This is a genomic window from Citrobacter sp. LST-B2 (genome assembly GCF_057983045.1).
Genome location: NZ_CP192598.1, coordinates 1852809 through 1868912, shown reverse-complemented (window position 1 = coordinate 1868912; position 16104 = coordinate 1852809). Strand labels below are relative to the sequence as shown.

14 protein-coding genes, 1 tRNA gene and 2 other RNA genes are annotated in these 16104 nt (G+C 55.0%); 10 read left to right on the top strand and 7 right to left on the bottom strand.

Annotated elements, in window-relative coordinates; all coding sequences use genetic code 11:
- Positions 1-129: 129 nt before the first annotated feature.
- Positions 130-624, bottom strand: a complete 495-nt coding sequence (gene lrp, locus ACQ0PY_RS08890) for a leucine-responsive transcriptional regulator Lrp (protein ID WP_000228469.1) — start codon at positions 622-624, stop codon at positions 130-132.
- 546 nt (positions 625-1170) lie between these two features.
- Between lrp and trxB the strand changes: the two genes are divergently transcribed.
- From trxB to infA, 5 genes are all read left to right on the top strand, one after another.
- On the top strand, positions 1171-2139 hold the full coding sequence (trxB, locus tag ACQ0PY_RS08885; protein WP_043001206.1) for a thioredoxin-disulfide reductase: 969 nt from the start codon (positions 1171-1173) through the stop codon (positions 2137-2139).
- A gap of 114 nt (positions 2140-2253) precedes the next feature.
- Entirely contained in the window at positions 2254-4020 is a 1767-nt protein-coding gene (gene cydD, locus ACQ0PY_RS08880) for a heme ABC transporter permease/ATP-binding protein CydD (RefSeq protein ID WP_090050621.1), read from the top strand.
- Entirely contained in the window at positions 4020-5741 is a 1722-nt protein-coding gene (cydC, locus tag ACQ0PY_RS08875; RefSeq protein ID WP_109740093.1) for a heme ABC transporter ATP-binding protein/permease CydC, read from the top strand. Before cydD ends, cydC begins: the two co-directional genes overlap by 1 nt.
- Positions 5742-5785: 44 nt before the next feature.
- Positions 5786-6490 carry a leucyl/phenylalanyl-tRNA--protein transferase gene (gene aat / locus ACQ0PY_RS08870; RefSeq protein WP_109740092.1) on the top strand — a complete coding sequence of 235 codons (705 nt, stop codon included), beginning with the start codon at positions 5786-5788 and terminating at the stop codon, positions 6488-6490.
- Between the two features lie 295 nt (positions 6491-6785).
- The gene (gene infA, locus ACQ0PY_RS08865; RefSeq protein ID WP_001040187.1) at positions 6786-7004 is read left to right on the top strand and encodes a translation initiation factor IF-1; all 219 of its coding nucleotides are present in this window, start codon (positions 6786-6788) and stop codon (positions 7002-7004) included.
- A gap of 75 nt (positions 7005-7079) precedes the next feature.
- On the opposite strand, the gene ACQ0PY_RS08860 is transcribed toward infA, so the two are convergent.
- A complete protein-coding gene (locus ACQ0PY_RS08860) occupies positions 7080-7991 on the bottom strand; it encodes a LysR family transcriptional regulator (protein WP_058587856.1) in 912 nt (303 codons plus the stop codon).
- 106 nt (positions 7992-8097) lie between these two features.
- Between ACQ0PY_RS08860 and ACQ0PY_RS08855 the strand changes: the two genes are divergently transcribed.
- From ACQ0PY_RS08855 to ACQ0PY_RS08840, 4 genes are all read left to right on the top strand, one after another.
- Complete coding sequence (locus ACQ0PY_RS08855) at positions 8098-8958, top strand: pirin family protein (protein WP_109740091.1); 861 nt, start codon at positions 8098-8100, stop codon at positions 8956-8958.
- Between the two features lie 195 nt (positions 8959-9153).
- A tRNA-Ser gene (locus ACQ0PY_RS08850) sits at positions 9154-9241 on the top strand.
- A gap of 44 nt (positions 9242-9285) precedes the next feature.
- A non-coding RNA gene (locus ACQ0PY_RS08845) (RtT sRNA) lies at positions 9286-9417 on the top strand.
- Positions 9418-9461: 44 nt separating this feature from the next.
- Positions 9462-9593: non-coding RNA, RtT sRNA (locus ACQ0PY_RS08840), on the top strand.
- A 97-nt stretch (positions 9594-9690) separates the two neighbouring features.
- Here ACQ0PY_RS08840 and clpA read toward each other — a convergent pair.
- From clpA to ACQ0PY_RS08825, 3 genes are all read right to left on the bottom strand, one after another.
- On the bottom strand, positions 9691-11967 hold the full coding sequence (clpA, locus tag ACQ0PY_RS08835) for an ATP-dependent Clp protease ATP-binding subunit ClpA (protein WP_043001212.1): 2277 nt from the start codon (positions 11965-11967) through the stop codon (positions 9691-9693).
- A gap of 31 nt (positions 11968-11998) precedes the next feature.
- Positions 11999-12319: an ATP-dependent Clp protease adapter ClpS gene (gene clpS, locus ACQ0PY_RS08830; protein ID WP_042320277.1), complete on the bottom strand. Its 321-nt coding sequence runs from the start codon at positions 12317-12319 to the stop codon at positions 11999-12001.
- Positions 12320-12417: 98 nt separating this feature from the next.
- Positions 12418-12492 (bottom strand): hypothetical protein, encoded by a 75-nt coding sequence (locus ACQ0PY_RS08825; RefSeq protein WP_212807582.1) that lies wholly within the window; start codon positions 12490-12492, stop codon positions 12418-12420.
- Between the two features lie 150 nt (positions 12493-12642).
- Between ACQ0PY_RS08825 and cspD the strand changes: the two genes are divergently transcribed.
- Positions 12643-12864 carry a cold shock-like protein CspD gene (gene cspD / locus ACQ0PY_RS08820; protein ID WP_042284847.1) on the top strand — a complete coding sequence of 74 codons (222 nt, stop codon included), beginning with the start codon at positions 12643-12645 and terminating at the stop codon, positions 12862-12864.
- Between the two features lie 75 nt (positions 12865-12939).
- On the opposite strand, the gene macB is transcribed toward cspD, so the two are convergent.
- Positions 12940-14886, bottom strand: a complete 1947-nt coding sequence (macB, locus tag ACQ0PY_RS08815; protein ID WP_109740090.1) for a macrolide ABC transporter ATP-binding protein/permease MacB — start codon at positions 14884-14886, stop codon at positions 12940-12942.
- Positions 14883-16001 (bottom strand): macrolide transporter subunit MacA, encoded by a 1119-nt coding sequence (gene macA / locus ACQ0PY_RS08810; protein WP_043001214.1) that lies wholly within the window; start codon positions 15999-16001, stop codon positions 14883-14885. Before macA ends, macB begins: the two co-directional genes overlap by 4 nt.
- Positions 16002-16104 lie beyond the last annotated feature (103 nt).

The following is a 16104-nucleotide window of genomic DNA, read 5'->3' as shown; positions in this document are numbered from 1 at the left end:
GCTCTCCAGGTTTCGGGCTTTTCCTGCCCGATGCTAAAACGGACAACAGCACCGGGTTACCCCGGCACTGTTGCTGTATGGATTAACAGGAGTGTAATCAAAATACGCCGATTTTGCACCTGTTCCGTATTAGCGCGTCTTAATAACCAGACGATTACTCTGTTTGACTTCTTCCATTACCACGTAAGTACGGGTGTCATTGACGCCAGGCAGACGCAGCAGGGTTTCCCCCAGCAGCTTACGGTAGGCTGACATGTCCGGCACACGTGTTTTCAACAGGTAGTCGAAATCGCCAGACACCAAATGACACTCTTGAATTTCTTCAAGTTTTTGTACTGCGGCGTTGAATTGTTCAAACACATCCGGAGCGCCACGATTCAGAGTAATCTCAACAAATACCAGAAGTGATGCATCCAGATAATGCGGGTTTAACAGCGCTGTATAGCCCTGAATGAAACCCTGTCTTTCCAGACGACGCACACGCTCAAGGCAGGGCGTCGGGGAAAGTCCCACTCGTTTAGAAAGCTCGACGTTAGAAATACGCCCATCCTTTTGCAGCTCATTAAGAATGTTACGATCAATACGGTCGAGATCTTTGCCAGGGCGCTTCTTGCTATCTACCATTATTATTGTCTCTCTGTATTCCTTCCCTACTCCTGCCTGACTCATCAAACATCATTGTCGAGAGTCGATGCCCATCACAATAGACCGAACCCAAGAGGATTAGCGGCGCGCAATGCCTGGGTCTATAGTGAGAAGACCGTTGCCTGACGGCAGCTATCGACATCACGAATGGCGTCTGTCCACACCATGCGTAGATTTCGCTAGCCCGGTAAACATGGTATTTATATGCATGATTATGCGGCACACACACAACACTGTTTTTTTCTTCCTCGAATGTTTTCGCAAAACAGCAGGTGATTGTCAAAGCAAAACATCGATTTTTAGTACAACATGCCAGTTATTCATTAGGCGTTAAGATGATTCATCATTTTATCACCTTATAACTGAGGGATTTTAAGTAGAATTCATTATGGCGTGACGGCAGATTTGTTCACTCATTGGCCTCGTCTATTCCACAAATTGTTAACAAAATCGCTATACCCTTTTTTTACGCCGTCAAATTCCCTACAATCCAGCCCATTGCCTGCCAACAACAATGAGGATCTCATGGGCACGACCAAACACAGTAAACTGCTTATCCTGGGTTCCGGCCCGGCGGGATATACCGCAGCGGTCTATGCTGCGCGCGCAAACCTGCAGCCGGTACTGATTACCGGTATGGAAAAAGGCGGTCAACTGACCACCACCACAGAAGTGGAAAACTGGCCGGGCGATCCGAATGATCTGACCGGACCACTGCTGATGGAACGTATGCACGAGCATGCGACTAAGTTTGAAACCGAGATCATCTTCGATCACATCAATAAAGTGGACCTGCAAAACCGTCCGTTCCGTCTGATCGGTGACAGTGCAGAGTACACCTGTGATGCGCTAATCATCGCTACCGGTGCGTCCGCTCGTTATCTCGGTCTGCCGTCAGAAGAGGCATTCAAAGGCCGTGGCGTTTCTGCCTGCGCTACCTGCGACGGTTTTTTCTATCGTAACCAGAAAGTCGCGGTTATCGGTGGCGGTAACACAGCCGTCGAAGAAGCGCTGTATCTGGCAAACATCGCCTCTGAAGTTCACCTGATTCACCGTCGTGACGGCTTCCGCGCGGAAAAAATTCTGATTAAGCGTCTGATGGACAAAGTGGAGAACGGCAACATCGTGTTGCACACCCACCGCACGCTGGAAGAAGTGACTGGCGATCAGATGGGCGTCACGGGTCTGCGCCTGCGTGATACGCAGAATGCGGACAACATTGAGTCGCTGGATGTCGCAGGGCTGTTTGTTGCCATCGGCCACAGCCCGAACACGGCGATTTTCGAAGGACAGCTTGAGCTGGAAAACGGCTACATTAAAGTGCAGTCCGGGAGTCACGGTAACGCGACCCAGACCAGCATCCCGGGCGTCTTTGCTGCGGGCGACGTGATGGACCACATTTACCGTCAGGCTATCACCTCCGCAGGCACCGGTTGTATGGCTGCGCTGGATGCTGAACGCTACCTCGACGGTTTAGCCGACGCGTGCAAATAGTTTTTACAAATCAGCAACAAAAGTAAATAAGGCGACTATATGTCGCCTTTATTTTTGCCCCGTTGTAACATTGCCCTGGCAAAAAATTCTGATAACTCACCTGCAAAGCGCGCAATGAATAAAACTCGTCAACAAGAGCTAACCCGCTGGTTAAAACAGCAAAGTGTCATTTCCCAACGCTGGCTTATGATTTCCCGTCTGCTGGGGTTTGTGAGTGGAGTACTGATTGTCGCTCAGGCCTGGATCATGGCTCGCATTCTGCAACATATGATCATGGAGAATATCCCGCGCGAGGCGTTGCTGTTGCCATTTGTCGTGCTGGTGCTGATCTTTATCCTCCGTGCCTGGGTCGTCTGGTTACGCGAACGCGTCGGATTCCATGCGGGCCAACACATCCGGTTTGAGATCCGCCGCCAGGTGCTCGACCGCCTGCAACAGGCCGGTCCGGCGTGGATCCAGGGAAAACCCGCAGGAAGCTGGGCCACGCTGGTGCTGGAACAGATTGACGATATGCACGACTACTACGCTCGTTATCTGCCGCAGATGGCGCTGGCGGTGTGTGTGCCCATCCTGATTGTCGCGGCTATTTTTCCGTCAAACTGGGCCGCCGCGTTGATCCTTCTCGGCACCGCGCCGCTGATCCCTCTGTTCATGGCGATGGTCGGTATGGGCGCTGCTGATGCTAACCGGCGTAATTTCCTCGCCCTGGCGCGTCTGAGCGGACATTTCCTCGATCGCTTACGCGGAATGGAGACCCTGCGCATTTTTGGCCGTGGTGAAGCTGAAACCGAAAGCATTCGCGTCGCCTCGCAAGATTTCCGCCAGCGTACGATGGAAGTCTTGCGCCTTGCCTTTTTATCCTCGGGCGTACTGGAGTTTTTTACCTCGCTTTCCATTGCGCTGGTCGCGGTTTACTTTGGTTTTTCCTACCTCGGCGAACTTAATTTCGGCCACTACGGCACGGGCGTCACGCTGGCAGCAGGCTTCCTCGCCCTTATTCTGGCCCCTGAGTTTTTCCAGCCGCTGCGCGATTTGGGGACGTTTTATCACGCTAAAGCACAGGCGGTTGGCGCGGCAGACAGCCTGAAGACTTTTATGGAAACGCCGCTCGCCCATCCTGAACAAGGTGATGTGGAACTATCCACGCAAGAACCTGTTTCCATTGACGCTGTCGATCTCATCATTACATCGCCAGAAGGTAAGACCCTGGCGGGACCACTGAACTTCTCCCTCGCTGCCGGGCAGCGTGTCGTGCTGGTCGGTCGCAGCGGTTCGGGTAAGAGTTCTCTGCTGAATGCGCTTTCCGGCTTCCTCTCTTATCAGGGATCGCTGCGCATTAACGGGGTTGAACTTCGCGATTTGTCGCCAGAGTCCTGGCGTAAGCATCTCTCCTGGGTGGGGCAAAACCCGCAGTTGCCCGCGGCGACGATACGGGAAAACGTTCTTCTGGCTCGCCCGAATGCCAGTGAGCAAGAGTTGCGTGCCGCGCTCGACAGCGCCTGGGTCAGTGAATTCCTGCCGCTGTTACCACAGGGCGTGGATACGCCCGTTGGCGATCAGGCCGGACGTCTGTCCGTTGGTCAGGCGCAACGCGTGGCAGTAGCCCGTGCGCTCCTTAATCCCTGCAAGTTGCTGCTGCTGGATGAGCCGGCTGCCAGCCTGGATGCCCATAGCGAACAGCGGGTCATGCAGGCGCTGAAAGCGGCCTCAAAACGCCAGACCACCCTGATGGTCACGCACCAGCTTGAAGATCTGGCTGACTGGGACACGATTTGGGTGATGCAGGACGGACAGATTATCGAACAGGGCTCCTGGGCCGAACTGAGTACCGCCAATGGCGCATTTGCGACGCTGTTGGCCCATCGTCAGGAGGAAATCTAATGCGCGCGCTACTGCCTTATCTGACGCTCTATAAACGTCACAAATGGATGTTAACGCTGGGCATCGTGCTGGCGATCATCACCCTGCTCGCCAGCATTGGCCTGCTGACGCTGTCCGGCTGGTTCCTCTCTGCGTCAGCCGTCGCGGGCTTTGCCGGTATCTACAGTTTTAACTATATGCTGCCTGCCGCAGGCGTGCGCGGTGCGGCTATTACCCGGACTGCCGGACGCTATTTTGAGCGGCTGGTCAGCCATGATGCCACCTTCCGCGTGCTGCAACATTTACGTATTCACACCTTCAGCAAGCTGCTGCCGCTCTCCCCTGCCGGGCTGGCTCGTTATCGTCAGGGTGAACTGTTGAACCGCATTGTGGCGGATGTGGATACGCTGGATCACCTCTACCTGCGCGTCATCTCCCCCCTGGTGGGAGCCTTCGTGGTGATTATGGTTGTGACGATCGGTCTGAGCGTGCTGGATGTCACCCTCGCCTGCACCCTCGGCGGCGTGATGCTGCTGACGCTGTTTATTATGCCGCCGGTGTTTTATCGCGCCGGGAAAACCACCGGACAAAACCTGACGCACCTGCGCGGACAGTATCGCCAGCAGTTGACCTCATGGTTACAGGGTCAGGCTGAACTGACCATTTTCGGCGCCAGCGACCGCTACCGCGCACAGATGGAGGCCACCGAGTTACAGTGGCACGAAGCGCAGCGCCGCCAGTCTGAACTGACGGCACTGTCACAGGCGCTGATGTTGCTCATCGGTGCCATTGCCATTTTGCTGATGTTGTGGATGTCGGCAGGCGGCGTAGGGGATAACGCTCAGCCTGGCGCGCTGATTGCCCTGTTTGTCTTTTGCGCGCTGGCAGCATTTGAAGCGCTGGCTCCGGTTACCGGCGCATTCCAGCATCTGGGACAGGTCATCGCCTCCGCCATGCGGATCACCGAACTGACCGAACAGAAGCCGGAAGTCACTTTCCCGACTGACGTATCCGACGTCCCGGCTCAGGTCACTCTGACGCTGCGTGACGTTTCATTCAGCTACCCTGAACAGGCGCAAAAGGCGCTGGATTCGCTCTCCCTGCAGGTGAATCCAGGCGAGCATATCGCCATTCTTGGGCGCACCGGGTGCGGTAAATCGACATTACTCCAACTGCTCACGCGCGCGTGGGATCCGCAGCAGGGCGAGATCCTGCTCAACGGTTGTTCGATTGCAACCCTGAATGAAGCGACGCTGCGCAAGACCATCAGCGTTGTGCCGCAACGCGTGCACTTATTCAGCGCCACCCTGCGCGACAACCTGCTGCTTGCGGCGCCTGACGCCAGTGACGACCAGCTGACAGACACGCTGCGCCGCGTCGGGCTGGAGAAACTCCTGGACGATGCTGGCCTCAACAGTTGGCTGGGCGAAGGCGGTCGTCAGCTATCCGGTGGCGAACTGCGTCGTCTGGCGATCGCCCGTGCGCTTTTGCACGATGCGCCGCTGATGCTGCTTGATGAACCGACGGAAGGCCTGGATGCGACGACCGAAAGCCAAATGCTTGAATTGCTGGCAGAGGTGATGCGCGATAAAACGTTACTGATGGTGACGCATCGCCTGCGCGGGCTCGCGCGTTTTGATCAAATAATAGTGATGGACAACGGCCAAATTATTGAGCAAGGTAATCACGCAGATCTGTTAGCGCAGCAGGGTCGTTATTACCAGTTTAAGCAAGGTCTGTAAGCTATTATTGAACGATCCGACTCGCGTACTGGAGTTCTGCTGTCATGCGCCTGGTTCAGCTTTCCCGACACTCTATCGCCTTCCCTTCGCCGGAGGGCGCTTTACGCGAGCCAAACGGCCTGCTGGCGCTTGGAGGCGATCTCAGCCCTGCGCGCCTGCTGATGGCCTATCAACGCGGTATTTTTCCGTGGTTTTCGCCTGGCGACCCTATTCTTTGGTGGTCACCGGATCCCCGCGCCATTCTGTGGCCTGACGCGTTTCATGTCAGCCGCAGCATGAAGCGCTTTCATAAGCGTTCTCCGTATTGCGTCACACTGAATTATGCGTTTGGCCAGGTCATCGAAGGGTGCGCCAACGATCGCGATGAAGGGACATGGATCACCCAGGGCGTGGTGGAGGCCTATCATCGACTGCACGAACTGGGACATGCGCATTCCATTGAGGTCTGGCGTGAAAATACGCTGGTTGGCGGGATGTATGGCGTTTCCCAGGGGGCGCTGTTTTGCGGCGAATCGATGTTCAGCCGACAAGAGAATGCGTCAAAAACCGCACTGCTGGTTTTTTGCGCAGAATTTGTTCGGCAAGGCGGTAAATTAATGGATTGTCAGGTGCTCAATAGTCATACCGAATCGTTAGGCGCGGTCGAAATTCCGCGTCGGGTGTATCTGGAACACCTCGATGCATTACGCCAGCAACGTTTACCTCGCGATTTTTGGGTCCCTCGCACGTTATTTTTGCCCCAGGGGTGAATGTTTTCGGCACATTTTTTATCAGGGTGTTATAATTGCGGTCGCAGAGTTGGTTTAGCCCATTACCCCGCTGCCGTTAAGGATCCGTTCGCGTCAGGTAACGCCATCGTTTATCTCATCGCTCCCTTATACGTTGCGCTTCACGTGCGGCTTTGTCGTGTGTTTTTGAAGCGAATCGGAGTAATGCGCCAAATTTTGTTTGCTGCGTTTTAAACGTGCAAATCTTTACTTATTAAAAGAACTTCGGCATTATCTTGCCGGTTCAAATTACGGTAGTGATACCCCAGAGGATTAGATGGCCAAAGAAGACAATATTGAAATGCAGGGTACCGTTCTCGAAACGTTACCTAATACCATGTTCCGCGTAGAGTTAGAAAACGGTCACGTGGTTACTGCACACATCTCCGGTAAAATGCGTAAAAACTACATCCGCATCCTGACGGGCGACAAAGTGACTGTTGAGCTGACCCCGTACGACCTGAGCAAAGGCCGCATTGTCTTCCGTAGTCGCTGATTGTTTTCACGCCCGAATGGCGTTCAGATGATAAAAGGTCGGTTAAGCCGGCCTTTTTTGTTGCATGAAAATCCCCTACTCCTCCGCCATTCGCGCATACTCATCCGTCAGAAAATCCACCAGCGCTCTGACCGATGGCAGTAATCCCCTGCGTGAAGGGAAAACCGCGTGAATGACCTCTCTTCGTGGTTCCCAACCTTCCAGTAACGCAACCAGTTCCCCCGCCGCAAGCTGTTCTTTCGCCATTAAGATGGGAAGTTGCACGGCACCGACGCCGGCGATGGCCGCCTCGCGCAATGCCAGCATGTCGGTCGTGATAAATCGCGGGGTAAAGTGCACTTCCGCTCTGGCCCCTTGTGGACCATACAGTTCCCAGCGATGAATATGTTTGCCTGCCGAGAGACTCAGTCCGGGCCAACAGCTTAATTCCGACGGCGCCGTAGGGGTACCCATGCGTGCGATCAGCGCCGGGCTGGCAAACAACCGATGGGCACGGTCGGCAAGCACCCGCATCACCAGATCGCTGTCCTCAATCGGGCGCGGACGCACTCTGATCGCAATATCAACGCCTTCCCCTACTACATCAACGCGACGGTTCGTGGCTTCGAGTTGCAACGTTACGTCGGGGTAACGCGCCATAAATTTCGCCAGCATTGGCCCCACGTGGACATGAAGCAGCGTCACCGGACACGTTAGCTTCACCACGCCCCGAGGCTCAACCTGCAATGCGGCAATCGCATCCTGCGCCGCCTGTGCTTCTACCAGCATGGCTTTACAGTGTTCATAGAACGTTTGTCCCACTTCCGTGACGTTAAACTGCCGTGTCGTCCGCTGGATGAGTCGCACCCCCAGTTGGTCTTCCAGTTGTGCAATGCGCCGGCTGAGCTTTGATTTCGGTTCATCGAGTGCACGACCTGCAGCAGCAAACCCGCCCTGCTCCACGACATGAACAAACCACGCAAAATCATTGAGATCTGGCTTTACCATTTATTGTTCCATTTTCAGAACGATGAGGCCAATTTTAGCCACTACTCACCTCGCTGTCATGAATATAAGCTTATTCATAACGAAACAAGCCATTGAGGAGAGAATGATGAAACAAGTTACAGGCGTCTATAGCGCACCTCGTCCGCACTGGGTTGGCGATGGATTTCCGGTTCGCTCACTGTTTTCGTACCAGTCCCATGCAGAACAGTTGAGCCCATTTTTGCTGCTTGACTATGCCGGTCCCCATACCTTCGCGCCGGGAACGGAAAAGCGCGGCGTGGGTGAACATCCCCACCGTGGTTTTGAAACGGTGACAATTGTGTACCGCGGTGAGGTTGAGCATCGCGACTCAACCGGTCGAGGCGGCATTATCGGCCCCGGCGACGTGCAATGGATGACCGCGGGTGCGGGCATTCTGCATGAAGAATTTCACTCTGAAGCCTTCACCCACAAAGGAGGAGAACTGGAGATGGTGCAACTGTGGGTGAACCTGCCAGCAAAAAACAAAATGACGGCTCCGGGTTATCAGAGCATCACCCAGGATTTCATCCCGACCGTTGAGCTGCCGGACGATGCCGGGACAGCGCGAATTATTGCCGGTCAGTATCAGCAGACGACCGGTCCGGCACACACGTTCTCGCCGCTGAACGTCTGGGATATGCGGTTACAACAGGCGCGCCCGGTGACGCTTTCGCAGCCTGAAGGGTGGAGTACCGCGCTGGTCGTCCTGAAAGGCTCAATCACGGTAAATGGATCGACAACAGCAAGCGAGGCGCAACTGGTGGTATTAAGCCAGCAAGGGGACGCACTGCATCTGGAAGCCACCCACGATGCCAGCGTGTTGTTACTGTCGGGAGAGCCGCTGAATGAACCGATCGTCGGCTACGGTCCGTTTGTCATGAATACCAGACATGAAATCGCAGAAGCCGTTCGCGATTTTAACGCGGGCCGCTTTGGTCAACTCTGAGCGTGAGAAGGTCGTGAAGAGCCGCGAAAAGTGGATTCACAACGCTAAATCGCTTCCCCGACGGCTTACGTTGGGGAAGATGTACAATGCGTAACCAAACGAGAAGTAAAGCGTAAATACTGCTTGACCGTTTTAGTGCAACTCCCTATAGTAGCGCCCCGTTGCCCCCCAAGTGGTCAGGCAGCAATACAATATGGTGAGGTGTCCGAGTGGCTGAAGGAGCACGCCTGGAAAGTGTGTATACGGCAACGTATCGGGGGTTCGAATCCCCCCCTCACCGCCATCTTTCAGAAAAGAGCCGGTACTTATGTATCGGCTCTTTTCTTTTATGTTCCCCAATAGGGGGGATGAGAATCCCCGACCGGGGTTCGACAACGGGCACAGCCCGTTGGACGGAATGGCCGCAGGCCATGACGCCCGCAGGGCGAGCGAAGCGAGTCAATCCCCCCCTCACCGCCATCTTTCAGAAAAGAGCCGGTACTTATGTATCGGCTCTTTTCTTTTATGTTCCCCAATAGGGGGGATGAGAATCCCCGACCGGGGTTCGACAACGGGCACAGCCCGTTGGACGGAATGGCCGCAGGCCATGACGCCCGCAGGGCGAGCGAAGCGAGTCAATCCCCCCCTCACCGCCATATTCGAGAATGAGCGCGTACGCAAGTACGCGCTTTTTTTTGCATAAAAAAAACCGGGCACACGGCCCGGTTTATCAACCAGTTATAGAGAGGTGGATTAATGCGCGGCTTCCGGTTTGTGCTTCTGGGCACTCTGGAAACCATAGGTCAGCTCATTTTTCTCTTTATCCAGTGCCACGGTCACCTGCCCGCCATCCACCAGAGAACCAAACAGCAGCTCGTTCGCCAATGGTTTTTTCAGGTTATCCTGAATCACGCGCGCCATTGGACGTGCGCCCATTGCCCGATCGTAGCCTTTCTCAGCCAGCCAGTTACGCGCTTCCTGGCTGACTTCCAGGGAGACACCTTTCTGATCCAGTTGAACCTGCAGCTCGACGATGAACTTATCGACAACCTGGTGGATCACCTCAGTAGACAGGTGCTCGAACCAGATAATATTGTCGAGACGGTTACGGAACTCCGGCGTGAACACTTTCTTGATTTCGCTCATCGCGTCAGTGCTGTTGTCCTGATGAATCAGGCCAATCGATTTACGCTCCGTTTCACGGACACCGGCGTTAGTCGTCATCACCAGCACCACGTTGCGGAAATCGGCTTTACGCCCGTTGTTATCCGTCAGCGTGCCGTTGTCCATCACCTGCAGCAGCAGGTTAAAGACATCCGGGTGCGCTTTTTCAATTTCATCGAGCAGCAGTACCGCATGGGGATGCTTGATGACCGCATCCGTCAGCAAACCGCCCTGATCGAAACCAACGTATCCCGGAGGCGCGCCAATCAGGCGGCTGACCGTATGACGTTCCATATACTCGGACATGTCAAAACGCAGCAATTCAATTCCCAGCGCTTTGGAAAGCTGCACTGTTACCTCGGTTTTCCCGACCCCGGTCGGACCGGCAAACAGGAAGGAACCGACAGGCTTATGCTCGTGTCCCAGGCCCGCACGGCTCATCTTGATGGCTTCGGTCAGCGCCTCAATGGCTTTATCCTGCCCAAAGACCAGCATTTTCAGACGGTCGCCAAGGTTTTTCAGCGTATCACGATCGCTTTGCGACACGCTCTTCTCCGGGATACGCGCAATACGCGCCACAACGGACTCGATATCCGCCACGTTGACGGTTTTCTTACGCTTGCTGACCGGCATCAGGCGCGCACGCGCACCCGCTTCATCAATGACGTCAATCGCTTTATCCGGCAGATGACGGTCGTTGATGTATTTCACCGCCAGTTCAACCGCCGCACGTACCGCTTTCGCGGTGTAACGGACATCATGGTGCGCTTCATACTTCGGTTTCAGGCCATTGATGATCTGTACGGTCTCTTCTACCGACGGTTCAGTAATATCAATTTTCTGGAAGCGACGGGCTAACGCACGGTCTTTCTCGAAAATATTGCTGAACTCCTGATAGGTTGTGGAGCCGATCACGCGGATCTTACCGCCGGAAAGCAGCGGTTTAATCAGGTTTGCCGCATCCACCTGACCACCCGACGCCGCACCGGCCCCGATGATAGTGTGGATCTCGTCGATAAACAGAATGCTGTTGCTATCCTGCTCCAGCTGTTTCAGCAGCGCTTTAAAGCGTTTTTCAAAGTCACCGCGGTATTTGGTGCCCGCCAGCAGCGAACCGATATCCAGCGAGTAGATGGTGCAATCGGCCATCACTTCCGGCACGTCGCCCTGCACGATACGCCAGGCCAGGCCTTCGGCTATCGCCGTCTTCCCGACGCCAGATTCCCCCACCAGCAGCGGGTTATTTTTACGCCGACGGCACAGTACCTGAATGGCGCGCTCCAGTTCTTTGTCACGGCCGATCAGCGGGTCAATACCGCCAACCCGGGCAAGCTGGTTAAGGTTAGTCGTGAAGTTCTCCATACGTTCCTCCCCGCCAGCTTGCTCGTCGGTATTGGGCTGACTGCCAGGATCAGACGACTGACTCGGCTCATCTTTGCGCGTACCGTGAGAAATAAAGTTGACCACATCAAGACGGCTGACCTCATGTTTACGCAGCAGGTAAGCAGCCTGAGATTCCTGTTCGCTAAAGATGGCGACCAGCACGTTCGCGCCAGTCACTTCACTGCGCCCGGAGGACTGAACGTGGAAGACCGCACGTTGCAGTACGCGCTGAAAGCTCAGCGTCGGCTGCGTGTCGCGTTCTTCTTCGCTGGCAGGCAATACGGGTGTGGTTTGTTCAATGAAGGCTTCGAGTTCCTGACGGAGCGCCACGAGGTCCACGGAACACGCTTCCAGCGCTTCGCGGGCCGATGGGTTACTGAGCAGCGCCAGTAACAAGTGCTCGACGGTCATAAACTCATGACGGTGCTCGCGCGCTCTGGCGAAAGCCATATTTAAACTGAGTTCCAGTTCTTGATTGAGCATAGGCACCTCCCCCCAATTTTTATGCCTGCATTCAGGCTTTTTCCAGCGTACACAGCAACGGGTGCTCGTTCTCCCTCGCATACGTGTTCACCATCGCCACTTTGGTCTCCGCGACCTCTGCGGTGAAAACGCCGCAGATGGCTTTACCGTGATAGTGAACCGCAAGCATCAGTTGCGTTGCACGTTCTACATCATAAGAAAAGAATTTTTGTAACACGTCAATAACAAACTCCATCGGAGTGTAATCATCATTGACTAATATCACTTTATACATAGATGGCGGTTTTAGCGCGTCACGCACTTTATCAGCCGCCAGCTGGTCGAAATCCAGCCAGTCGTTCGTCTTACCCATTGTCAGTCGTCATCTTCAGTTACGGTTACCGGCAGAACAGTCTGCCGCTGACAAGAGCGGATGTGCACAATCAATCTACCTCAATTAATAGATAACTATCATCTATCACTGGCATCCGCGACATCTGTCACATTCCCGCCAATAGCGTTAACTGCTTCAAATTTTTGATTCATTTTTACCCACCGACCCCCGTCAGACGCTTGACGCCCCGCCTGATTTCTCTAAATTGTAATTTCGAGAGTTGGCGAGGTTTTGAACAACCCCCACTCCACCACCGGTTCATTCCATCTTACTTATATAAGATTTACGAAGGATGTCGAAGCATGGAAACGGGTACTGTTAAGTGGTTCAACAATGCCAAAGGGTTTGGGTTCATCTGCCCTGAAGGCGGCGGCGAAGATATTTTCGCTCACTATTCCACCATTCAGATGGATGGTTACAGAACGCTAAAAGCCGGACAGTCTGTCCAGTTTGATGTTCACCAGGGGCCAAAAGGCAATCACGCCAGTGTCATCGTGCCTATCGAAGCAGAAGCTGTTGCATAGCTCTTCTGTCTCATTGTGTACATCCCGCAGGTAAAATGCCAGCCCGATCGGCTGGCATTTTTATTTCCCGGGACGTTACTCTCGCGCTAACGCATCGACCGGATCCAGTCGCGCCGCGTTGCGCGCCGGTAACCAGCCAAACAGGACGCCAGTAAAGGTAGAGCACAAAAATGCCGTCAGCAGCGCGACCGGCGAGAAACCAATCTCCCAACCGGGCAGAAACAGTTGCAGCGTGAAGGCAATCAGCATCGACAGGCTGATACCCAGCGCGCCACCCACCAGACAAACCAGCACCGCTTCAATCAGAAACTGCTGCAGCACATCACTGGCGCGCGCGCCAACCGCCATCCGGATGCCGATCTCCCGCGTACGCTCTGTGACCGACACCAGCATAATGTTCATCACGCCGATCCCGCCAACTACCAGCGAAATCACCGCCACCAGCGTCAGGAATAACTGAAGAGTACGTGTGGTCTTTTCGGCGGTTTTCAAGACACCGTCCATATTCCAGGTGAAGAAATCCTTTTTGCCATGACGTAGCGTCAGCAGTCGGGTGAGTTGCTGTTCGGCCTGTGCGCTGTCGAAGCCTTCCTTCACTCGTACGGTGATCGAGTTCAGCCACGACTGCCCCATAACGCGCCCGGACATCGTGCTGTATGGCAACCAGACGCGCAGGATTTTGCTGCTGCCAAACATCGACTGCTTCTCTTCCGCCACGCCAATGACCGTCGCAGGCATGTTGCCCACGAGGATCACCTCGCCCACCACGTTCGCCTTATGCGGGAACAACTGACGTCGGGTGTTGCTGTCGAGCACCACCACCTGCGCACGGCCGTTAAGCTGTTCGCGGTTGAACGTTGTCCCTTCGCTGAACGTCATGCCATAAACGTTAAAATAGTCGCCGCTGACCCCGTTCGCGCTGGCGGCGACGTCGATATTGCCATAGCGTAAGCGCAGGTTCTGCGACACGGCGGGCGTCGCAGAAGTCACCCAGGGTTGTTTTTGGATCGCCGCAAGATCGTCGTATTTCAGCGCCTGCTGATACTGTGGATCGTCGTCGCCAAAATCTTTGCCGGGGTAGATATCAATGGTGTTGGTCCCGATGGCGCGGATGTCCGCCAGCACCAGCTGTTTCGCTGCGTCGCCAACCACCACAATCGACACCACCGACGCGATACCGATGATGATCCCGAGCATCGTCAGCAGCGTGCGCATTTTGTTGGCCGCCATCGCCAGCCACGCCATTGTCAGCGCCTCGCGAAACCCGCTGACAAACTGGCTCCAGCCGGACGCCGTTTTCACCGTCGGTTCCTGAATGCCCTGCCCCTGCGCGGCGTGCTTTGTGGGCGGATTGCGCACAATTTCGCCGTCATGGATCTCAATCACCCGCTCTGCCTGGGCGGCAACCTGGGGATCGTGGGTGACGATAATGACCGTATGCCCGCGATCGCGCAGCTGGTGCAGAATTGCCATCACCTCTTCACCGGAACGGCTGTCGAGCGCACCGGTGGGTTCATCGGCGAGGATCACCTGTCCGCCGTTCATCAGCGCGCGGGCAATACTCACGCGCTGTTGCTGACCGCCGGAAAGCTGCGAGGGTTGATAATCAACGCGATCGCCCAGACCAAGCCGCTGGAGCAGCTCCTGCGCGCGCGCCAGACGCTGTTTCCTTTCCGTACCGGCGTAAACGGCAGGGACTTCGACGTTTTGTGCTGCCGTCAGATGTGACAGCAAATGGTAGCGCTGGAAAATAAAACCGAAATGCTCCCGACGCAGTTGCGCCAGCGCATCGCGGTCCAGCGTTGAGACATCACGTTCCGCGACCCGGTAGGTGCCGCTGGTGGGTTTATCGAGACATCCCAGAATGTTCATCAGCGTGGATTTGCCGGAGCCAGACGCCCCGACGATCGCGACCATCTCCCCGGCATTGATCTGTAGCGTGATGCCTTTCAGCACCTCCACCTGCTCTTCTCCCGAGGGATAACTGCGGCGAATATTGCTCAGTTCAAGCAATGCCGTCATTGCGCGACTCCTGGTTTGCCCTCGCCCGTCACCACTTCATCACCGGCTTCCAGCCCTTTTACAATCTCTACGTCGGTGTCATTGCGCGCGCCAATTGACACTTCGCGTTCACGAGTTTCACCGTTACGCAGTAAGGTCACCTTGTAGCGATTGTCCCCGACCGGATCGCCCAGCGCGGAAAGCGGGATCGTCAGAACGTTTTTCACATCCGTTAGCTGAATATGGACCTGTGCGGTCATCTCCAGGCGCAGAATACCTTTGGGGTTGGGCACTTCAAATCGGGCGTAATAGAAAATGGCATCATTCACTTTTTCCGGCGTCGGCAGCACATCTTTCAGTGTCCCTTCGTAGCGGGTCTGCGGATCGCCCAGCACGGTGAACCAGGCTTTCTGCCCCGGTTTAAGGTGAATCACATCAGCTTCAGAAACCTGTGCTTTCACCAACATCGTACTCATGTCCGCCAGTGTCAGAATGTTCGGCGCCTGCTGCGCGGCAATCACCGTCTGCCCCTGTAGGGTGGTGATCTGCGTGACTTCACCAGCCATCGGCGCAACGATGCGGGTGTAGTCGAGGTTGGTCTTCGCGGTATCCAGAGATGCCTGATTGCGTTTGATCTGCGCATCAATGGTGCCGATTTGTGCCTGTTTCACCGCCATCTCTGTCGCGGCGGTGTCCAGATCCTGTTGCGACACAGCCTGAGTTTTTGCCAGCTGTTGCTGGCGGGCGAGCGTCACCCGCGCCAGCTTCCACTCGGCTTCAGCCTGCTGGCGTTGAGCGCGAAGCTCCATCAGCGTCGCTTCCACCTCTTTGATCTGGTTTTCCGCCTGTTCGGGGTCGATAACGCCCAGCAACTGGTCTTTCTTCACTTTATCGCCAATTGCTACCGACAGCGTTTTGAGCTGACCACTCACCTGCGCGCCCACGTCAACTTTACGTAAGGCGTCGAGTTTGCCGGTTGCCAGTACGCTCTGCTGCAAATCTCCCGGCCGCACAATCAGCGTCTGATAATTTGGCACCGGCGCATTAAGCGTCCGCCAAAGGGCAAATGCCCCCAGGATGAGAATGAAAATAAGCAACAGATAGCGCTTTTTAATTTTATTTCCCTTAATACCCATAGCGATCCTGATGGTAAGTTTTCAGCTGAAATTCAACAGTATCTAAACAAACCGCAAGCGAAAAGGATAGCGCTCGAGGCATTGATGATTGGTTAAGATTCAG